Genomic DNA, 8,042 nt, shown 5'->3' with positions numbered 1-8,042 from the left:
GCATCGATCAGCAGGCCTTCGTCCATCTGGACCTTCTTGTTGTTGGCGACGCGAACCTTGCCCGCCGCCACCTGGCTGGTGGCGAAATCGAGCACGATCGGCTCCTTGCCCTTGCGTGGCACGGCCGTGCAGTAGGGGTTGGTGGTGAAGCGCGGCTCGGCGCCGCCGAACGGGGCCACCAGCGACTTGTGGCCGTGCACGTTCACCCAGTGCGTGCTCACCATGCCGGCGCGGGCGCATTGCTCGCCCCAATGGCCGATCCGCCCGATATGGTGCGAATTGGTGAGACCGAGGACACAGACGCCGTGCTTGCGGGCGCGGTCGATGCCGATATCCATCGCCTCCTTGGCGATGACCTGGCCATAGCCGGCCCCGCCGTCGATCACGATCACCGCGCCATTGTCGCGCGAAATTCTTGCATGATGGTTACGGGTGCAGTTCCCGGTCGTGGTGTTCTGGATGTAGGCCGGCATCATGCCGACGCCGTGGCTGTCATGGCCGTACAGGTTGGCCAGCACCAGGTGGTCGGCGACCAGCCGGGCCTCCTCGGCCGAGCTGCCGTCGGCCCGGCAGATCGCCATGGTGAAGGCATGCAGCCGATCGGGCATTACCCGCACCTCGCCCACCGAACTCACCCCGTCAGCCATCCTGCAATCTCCCGGATCGTTTGCGGGGCGCACCGTTCCGCAGGGGCAGCGCGCTGTCAACCGAGGCCAAAAGGTCGCAGAATCCAGCCTCGGTTGGGCCGTGGTGCACGGCGAGATCGGGCGGTCGATAGCCCGCCAGTGGGCCAGCATGGTATTTTCTTCGCCTCCCCCACGCAGTGGGAGGAGATGATCGCGCCTCGTCCAGGATGACCAGAGCATAGATGACCCACGTTCTCCGTCTGGCCTGCCTCGTCCTGCTGCTCGCCGCCGGCGCCGCGCTCGCCCAGGATAGCGGCCAGCCGCAGCGGCCGTTCAGCCAGCTGATCGACCTGTGGACGCGCCAGCTCGACCGTATCGGAGGGCGCGCCGACCAAACCGGCCTGCTGCCGGTCGAGATCGACGGCTTGCGCGAGCAGGTGATCGATGTCCGGGCGGCGGCCACGGCGGCCGCCAACCTGGCGCGCAACGAATTGGCCGATACGCGCAAGCTGCTGGCCCCGCTCGAGGCCAAGCCGGCGCCCGACGCCGTCCCGGAGACCGATGCCGTCAAGGCGGACCGCCAAAGGCTGACCGACCAGGCCTCCGTCAGCGAGAGCCGCATCAAGCAGTGTGAGGTCATCATCGCCCGAGCCGACCAGCTGCACGAGCGCCTGACCAAGAAGCGTGCCGAGGTGATGCTGCAGACCCTGTTGCGCCGCGACGCCTCGCCGCTCACGGCCCAGACATGGAGCAAGCTCGGGCCGCAGCTCGTCGGCGCTGTCGACGTGCTGGCGGGCGCATTCGCGACCTGGATGAAGCAGGTAGCGACCGGCCTGCAGATAGAAAACCACAGCCTCGTCGCCTTGACCGCCTGGGCCGCCCTCATGGTCGGCCTGTGGTGGCTCGGCCGCATGCTGCGGAATCGCTACGGGAAAGGCGAGGCGCAGGAAGTCGGTGAGCGCGATCGCACCGTCGTTGCCGCGATCGACGGCGTCGGGCTCGTGCTGGTGCCGATGCTGGCTGTCTGGCTGATCGGCCGGGTGATGCTCGCGACGTCGCCACCGCCGCCGATCGATTTCCTGGTGACCCAGCTCACGACCGATGCAATCGCCTTCCTGCTGGTGATCGGCCTCACCGCCGCGGCGCTCGCGCCGGCGCGGCCGGCATGGCGGGTGCTGCCGTTCACCGATGACAGCGCGCACGTGCTGTCGAACTCCCTGCGGCGACTCTTCGCGGTCGTCCTCAGCGCCGACTTCCTCTATGTCGCGCTGGCACGCAGCAGCGAGAACTTCGACGCCCTGACATCGGTCGGCGCGCTGGTGCTGGCGACACTGGTCGCAGTCTTCACCATGCCGGCCCTGTCCACGCGTGCCTGGCACGCCGCGCGTCCGGAGGGGTCCGAGCTGCCGGGCATGATCGGCGGGACCTGGTGGTCGATCGCCCGTCTGGTGCTCAGCATTCTCGTGCTGCTGCCGATCGTCCTGGCCCTGCTCGGCTTCGTCACGCTGGCGGCACATCTGCACAATGCCGTCTATACGACCGCCCTGCTGATCACCGTCGCCGTGCTGCTGCATCGCGTGGTCAGTGCGCTGCTCGAGTCGGCGGCGGCGGCCGATACGAGACCCGGCCAATGGGTGCGCCATCGCCTCGGCCTGCCGGCCGATGCCACGCTGCGCGGCCAGCACATCGTCATCCTCCTGTTCGACCTGATCCTCGTGCTGCTGCTGTCCGTCGGCATCCCGACGGCCTGGGGTGTCGACACCGACGCCGTCATGGACGGCATCAGCAGGCTGCTGCACGGCGTCAAGGTCGGCGGCATCACCATCTCCCTGAGCAATATCGGCATCTCCATCATCGCCTTCGGCGTCTGCATCGCCTTGGCCCGACTGCTGCGCAGCGTGGTGCGCGAACGCGTGCTGCCCACCGTCGATGCACCCCTGCCGCTGCGCCAGTCGATCGATGCCGGGCTGAACTATCTCGGCGTGGCGGTGGCGCTGCTGATCGGCGTCGGCGCCCTCGGCATCGACTTCACCAATCTCGCGATCGTGCTGGGCGCGCTGTCGGTCGGTATCGGCCTCGGCCTGCAGAACATCGCCAACAACGTCATCTCCGGCGTCATCCTGCTGGTCGAGCGACCGATCAAGGCAGGCGACTGGGTGGTGGTATCCGGCCACGAAGGGTTCGTGCGCCGCATCAACATCCGCGCCACCGAGATCGAGACCTTCCAGCGCACGCACGTGATCGTGCCCAACAGCATGTTCCTGCAGAACCCCGTCGTGAACCGGACCTATGCCGACACGTCGAGCCGCATCGAGATCAAGCTCACCGTCGGCCTCGGCACCGACGTCGCCATGATGGAAGGCATGCTGCGCGAGGCCGCGCTCGGCCATCCCAACGTGCTTCGCGTGCCGGCGCCGATCGTGCGCTTCGTGAAGGTCGATCCGGCCGGTCTCGATTTCGAGTTGTTCGTGTTCGTCGCCCGGCTCGAGCATCGCCTGGTCGTCAGCAACGATCTCAACAAGGCCATCCTGGCGCGCCTGATCGAGCTCAAGATCATCGACCCGTCACCTGTGCCGGAGCTCAGGCTGCGCGGCATCGAACCCTATCTCAGAACGGTCGCCCCCGGCCATGAGGACGGCCATGCCCGGGCGCCGTCCTGAGGACGCAGCGTCGCGCCGACGCTGGCCGATCATCCTGCTGCTTGCCGCGTCCATCCTGGCAGGAGTCGCCCTGTGGGCCTACTCGCCTTCGTTGCCGCCCGAGCTGCTGATCGCGCGCTACGGCAACGACGAGTCGCGCTTCATCGATATCGGCGGCGTCAACGCCCATGTCCGCGATCAGGGCAACCGCGACGGCATTCCGATGGTGCTGATCCACGGCTCGATGGGCTCGCTGCATATGTGGGAAGGCTGGGTGCACGCGCTCGGCGACAAGGCCCGCCTGATCACCGTCGACCTGCCCGGCCACGGCCTCACCGGCATATGGCCGCGCGAGGAATATACGATCGAGGCCTATGCCGATTTCGTCGAGGTGCTGGTCGACACGTTGAACCTCGATCGCTTCGTGCTGGTCGGCCATTCGATGGGCGGCGCCGTGGCCTGGAGCTTCGCCGCCACGCGGCCCGACCGGGTGAGCCAGCTGGTGCTGGTCGACGCGGCCGGCTATCCGCGCGTCGCCGAAGCGCCGTTGCCGACGCGGCTCGCGCGCCTGCCCGTGATCGGCGACATCGGCATCTACTTCAAGCCCGTGAGGCTGGTGCGGCGTTCGCTCACCGAGGCCTACGCCGATCCGGCGATGGTGACACCCGAGCGCGTGACGCGCTACGCCGAGCTGCAGCGCTTCCCCGGCAATCGCGAGGCCACGGTGCTGCGCGCCCGCACCCAGCCGCCGCTCGACCCGACACCGCTCAAGCGCCTCACCGTGCCAACTCTGATCTTGTGGGGTGGCAAGGATCGCTGGGTGCCACTGGTCGACGCTCGCCGCTTCCTAAGCGACATCAAGGGCGCCAAGCTGGTGGTCTTCGATAACCTCGGCCACAACCCGATGGAGGAGGATCCGGCCGCCACGGCTGCCGCGGTCGCGGAGTTCCTGCAGCCGATCCCACCGCGGCCGCCGCAACCCGATCCGGGGCCAGTCGATCCCACGGTCCATCCGGCGGTGGTGCCGGAGAGGGATTGAGGAGCAAATCCGAAGGCAGCGAAAGGTCCCTCGCTTACGGGTGCTTGCTTCGCAAGCGCCTGACTTCGGGATGACAGAAGTGTCGTCACAATTGGAGCACTTACTTCGTTAAACCGTTGATCCGACGCGTGCCCGGGAGCCCACGCCAGGGTGAGCACGCGCGGCGCGGCCATGACCAGCTTCTTGCCGAACGGACGGACCAGTCTGCCGGCGGCAAGCTCGGCATCGACCAGCGGCGAGCGACCGAGCGCAATCATTGCCGACGGCGTCGGCCAGCGTAGCAGCGGCCCATCGGGCGATGGCCCTCGGCCCGATGGTCATCGTGAATGCCGCGGGCTTCGCCACGGCGACGACGCCGGCCCAGGTGATCAGTGCCGGTTGCTGGTTGTTTGCCGCGCTCTGCGTCGCCCCGGCTGCCGCGCTGCTGACAAGTGGCCTGATGCTTCAGGCGGCAGCCACGTCCTTCCCGGGGCGATGACGCAGGCCGCTGCCGATACGACGGCGGCCTGCCGCCAACCTACTGACTGCGCAGCATCGCCACGACCTTGTCGAACGCCTGGTCGGCGATTGCCTCGATCTCGGCCTTGGTGCGGTTCTGGATCGGATGCGGGACGTAGACGACGGCCGGCTCGAAGCCCAGCGAGTCGCTTTGCGCTTCGACGCCTTCGACGAAGCCGGTAGTGACGATGTTGACGCCGGGCAGGCCGCGGCCGTCGAGGCTATTGAGGTCGTGCAGACTGCACGATGTGCAGGATCCTCAATCGCTTAAGGCGATCACCGCGAGCTGGTTCTCCGCCGCAATCTTCTGCAACAGCTCGGTCGGCGCCACCTTGGTGTTGGTCGGCTTGCGATAGCGCCGGGTGGCGATGCCGGCCTTCTTGAAATGGCCCTCGAGGCGATCGATGAACTCGGCGCCGCGCGCTTTGCCGATGTCCATCAGGGCAACACTGCGACCATCGAGTGACGGAGGCGGCGCCAGCCGGGCGCGACGCGTCGGCGAGGTCTCGGCGGGCGCGCCACTGGAGTGGCGCGCCCCCGCCAAGAGCTTCAATCCTGCCGTCGACAACTCCCTAGCGGATCTCGTGCGTCACGGCTTGGCATTCGTCGCGAACCGACTGCCCGGGCCAGCCGCCGATGATGGCCGAGAATAGCCCGGCTGCGCCGCCGGCGCGAACGATCAGAAGGCCGTCGGGCTGGAATTTGTCGACCATCCTGTCGGCCATCGACGGCGGCATGCCCTCGGGGACGTCATGGGCGCCACGGATCACGTCGCGGCCCGGCCGCTTCAGCGCCTGGAACAACGCGTCCTCGATGCGCCGGCGATCCCAGCCGGCGTCCTTGAAGATCAGGTAATGCTCGGGCGACAGCACGAGCACGGCGTTGCCGGCGCCGCACAGCTTGGGATGGCCGACGCCGAACAGGCCCATGGCCAGCGAGCGCACCAGCTCTTCCGGGGTGCGCGATTTCTGGTCGATGAAGCCGTTGACGCCCTCGCCGTGGAACAGGGTGACGGCGTTCTTGCCGGGCGCGATGCCGCGGCGCACCGACAGCGACTCCCACGCCGGATCGGACTCGTCCTCGGCGAAGCAGAAGGTGTACTTGCCGGGATTGCCGAGCGTCGCTCGATCGATGGCGCCGGGCAGGCCGCCGCCGACATTGCGGACGATGAGCTGCAGGGCGCGGCCGATGGTGGCGTTGGCGCGGTTGCCCTGGCCCAGCGCATTGGTGCCGCTGTTCATGCCGATGGCGCGCGCGATCGGGCCGTTGATGATCACCAGCGGACCGGAGAAATGCGTCGTGCAGAGCAGGCCGTGCAGAACGAACAGCGGGTCGAGCGCCGCCTCCAGCACGCCCAGCACCACCGGCATGTATTCCGGCTTGCAGCCCGCCATCACGGCGTTGATAGCGACTTTCTCGACCGTGCACGGCGCGAGATTGGGCGGGATCAGGCCGACCACCTCGTCGGGCCTGCGCTCGGTGCCGCCCAGCATGCGCAGGATGCGCTCGTCGGTCGGCGGCACCACCGGCAACCCGTCGCTCCAGCCGCGCTCGAAGCAGGCTTCCATCGGATCGTCCCAGTTGCCGACCGCGATCGCCCGCGACTTGAGCCCTGGATCGCCGTAGCGCGCGATCAGCGTCTCGCGCACGCCGGGCTCGACGCTGCGCGAGCCGCAGCCCGGCTGCCACGCCGGCAGGCCGTCGCCGGCGGCAGCGGCACCGGCGACACGCACCCATTCGGCGCGGTCCCAGCCCACGGTGCGCTCGACCTCGCGGCCGCCGGCGAAGCGGATCAGGGTCGGCACCGATTCGACATCGAGCCGGAACGAGCGCTCGAGCGCGCGATCGTCGATCACGGCGCGCACGCCGGCGGGAAAGCCCGGATCGTCCTGGCTCACCACCGCCAGGGCGCCGGCGCGATCGAGGCTCTGCATCACCGGCTCGACCAGCACGCAGGTCGGGCAATCGCGCTTGGCGACGATCACCAGGCCGTCGTTGGGCAGACCGTCAGGCATGGGCGGCTCCTCTCGCTTTCAGGCGACGGACGATATCGCCGGGCGACCAGGGGATGCAATCGACGGACATCGTTCACGCAGCCCCAACCAATACACCTCATCCTGAGGAGCCGCGCGTAGCGTGGCGTCTCGAAGGATGAGGATCAGCGAAGGTGCGTGTTGCCCCATGCTTCGAGACGCTCGCTACGCGCGCTCCTCAGCATGAGGTGGGTGGGTGGCGCGATCCCGGCAGGTGATCCCTAAAGCCGCTGCGCCCTGAACGTGTCGCACTTGTTGGGATCGCCGCTGTCGAGGCCGATCATGAACCAGCGCTTGCGCTGCTCGCTCGAGCCGTGGGTGAAGCTGTCGGGCACGACGCGGCCGCGCGCCTGCTGCTGCAGGCGGTCATCGCCGATCGCTGCCGCGGCAGCCAGCGCCTGGTCGACGTCGCGGTCGTCGATCATCTTGCCGGAGCGCGCCCGGTCGGCATGGTGGGCCCACACGCCGGCGAAGCAGTCCGCCTGCAGCTCGGTGCGCACCGACAGCGCATTGCCGTCGCGCTTGCTCATGCTCTGACGCATGTTCTCGACCTTGCCCGAGATGCCGAGCAGGTTCTGCACATGGTGGCCGATCTCGTGGGCGATGACGTAGGCCTGCGGGAACTGGCCCGGCGCATGGAAGCGGCGCGCCAGGTCGTCGAAGAACGAGAGATCGAGATAGACGCGCTGGTCGGCCGGGCAATAGAACGGCCCCATGGCGGCCTGGCCGGCGCCGCACGCGGTCTGCGTGGCATCGCGATAGAGCACCAGCTTGGGATCGACGTAGCGCCGGCCCATGTCGCGGAACAGCCCGGTCCAGACATCTTCCGTGCTCTTCAGGACGCGCGACACGAACTGCGCCTCGGGATCGCCCGGCGAGGACTGGGCCGGCGGACGCGTCGTCCGGTTGGCGGATTGCTCTTGGGTCGGCGCATGGTTCGAGCTCGATCCGCCGCCGCCGAGCAGCGCCATCGGGTCGGCGCCGAAGATCAGGGCGATGACGATGAAGGCGATGACCCCGAAGCCGCCCTTGAACAGGCCGCCGCCACCGCCGCCCATCGGAATTCCACCGAAGCCACCGCCACCGAAGCCGCCTCCGGCATAGCCGCCGTCGCCGCGGCGATCCTCGATATTGCTGCTTTCCTCGCCATCCATCTGCATCGCAGCTCTCCCAGATCGAGATCGTGCCCGGATCGTCTATAGTGCCC

The 8,042-nt window shown here is 68.2% G+C and carries 7 protein-coding genes; 3 read left to right on the top strand and 4 right to left on the bottom strand.

Annotated elements, in window-relative coordinates:
• The coding region (locus ACILR9_RS07430; RefSeq protein ID WP_395709272.1) for an Ldh family oxidoreductase at positions 1 to 647 on the bottom strand (647 nt) is incomplete at its 3' end.
• Positions 648 to 868: 221 nt separating this feature from the next.
• Here ACILR9_RS07430 and ACILR9_RS07425 point away from each other — a divergent pair.
• The 3 genes from ACILR9_RS07425 to ACILR9_RS07415 all read left to right on the top strand — a co-directional run bounded on the left by ACILR9_RS07425 (position 869) and on the right by ACILR9_RS07415 (position 4,782).
• Positions 869 to 3,286: a DUF3772 domain-containing protein gene (locus ACILR9_RS07425; RefSeq protein ID WP_395709271.1), complete on the top strand. Its 2,418-nt coding sequence runs from the start codon at positions 869 to 871 to the stop codon at positions 3,284 to 3,286.
• A complete protein-coding gene (locus ACILR9_RS07420; RefSeq protein ID WP_395709270.1) occupies positions 3,267 to 4,304 on the top strand; it encodes an alpha/beta fold hydrolase in 1,038 nt (345 codons plus the stop codon). Before ACILR9_RS07425 ends, ACILR9_RS07420 begins: the two co-directional genes overlap by 20 nt.
• 256 nt (positions 4,305 to 4,560) lie before the next feature.
• The gene (locus tag ACILR9_RS07415) at positions 4,561 to 4,782 is read left to right on the top strand and encodes a hypothetical protein (RefSeq protein WP_395709269.1); all 222 of its coding nucleotides are present in this window, start codon (positions 4,561 to 4,563) and stop codon (positions 4,780 to 4,782) included.
• A 39-nt stretch (positions 4,783 to 4,821) separates the two neighbouring features.
• On the opposite strand, the gene ACILR9_RS07410 is transcribed toward ACILR9_RS07415, so the two are convergent.
• From ACILR9_RS07410 to ACILR9_RS07400, 3 genes are all read right to left on the bottom strand, one after another.
• The gene (locus tag ACILR9_RS07410; protein WP_395709268.1) at positions 4,822 to 5,346 is read right to left on the bottom strand and encodes a UGSC family (seleno)protein; all 525 of its coding nucleotides are present in this window, start codon (positions 5,344 to 5,346) and stop codon (positions 4,822 to 4,824) included.
• Positions 5,347 to 5,374: 28 nt separating this feature from the next.
• Positions 5,375 to 6,817: a thioredoxin family protein gene (locus ACILR9_RS07405; RefSeq protein WP_395709267.1), complete on the bottom strand. Its 1,443-nt coding sequence runs from the start codon at positions 6,815 to 6,817 to the stop codon at positions 5,375 to 5,377.
• Between the two features lie 239 nt (positions 6,818 to 7,056).
• The gene (locus ACILR9_RS07400) at positions 7,057 to 7,995 is read right to left on the bottom strand and encodes a neutral zinc metallopeptidase (protein ID WP_395709266.1); all 939 of its coding nucleotides are present in this window, start codon (positions 7,993 to 7,995) and stop codon (positions 7,057 to 7,059) included.
• Positions 7,996 to 8,042: the final 47 nt, after the last annotated feature.

This window comes from Reyranella sp., assembly GCF_044224635.1.
In the GTDB taxonomy this organism is placed as follows: domain Bacteria; phylum Pseudomonadota; class Alphaproteobacteria; order Reyranellales; family Reyranellaceae; genus Reyranella.
The sequence above is the reverse complement of the archived record's forward strand: the minus strand, read 5'-3'. Positions and strand labels throughout refer to the sequence as shown.

Excerpts from the sequence above, each read along its gene's own strand:
- ACILR9_RS07425 (WP_395709271.1), top strand. The coding sequence starts at position 869 with ATGACCCACGTTCTCCGTCTGGCCTGCCTCGTCCTGCTGCTCGCCGCC.
- ACILR9_RS07420 (WP_395709270.1), top strand. The coding sequence starts at position 3,267 with ATGCCCGGGCGCCGTCCTGAGGACGCAGCGTCGCGCCGACGCTGGCCG.
- ACILR9_RS07405 (WP_395709267.1), bottom strand. The coding sequence starts at position 6,817 with ATGCCTGACGGTCTGCCCAACGACGGCCTGGTGATCGTCGCCAAGCGC.
- ACILR9_RS07400 (WP_395709266.1), bottom strand. The coding sequence starts at position 7,995 with ATGCAGATGGATGGCGAGGAAAGCAGCAATATCGAGGATCGCCGCGGC.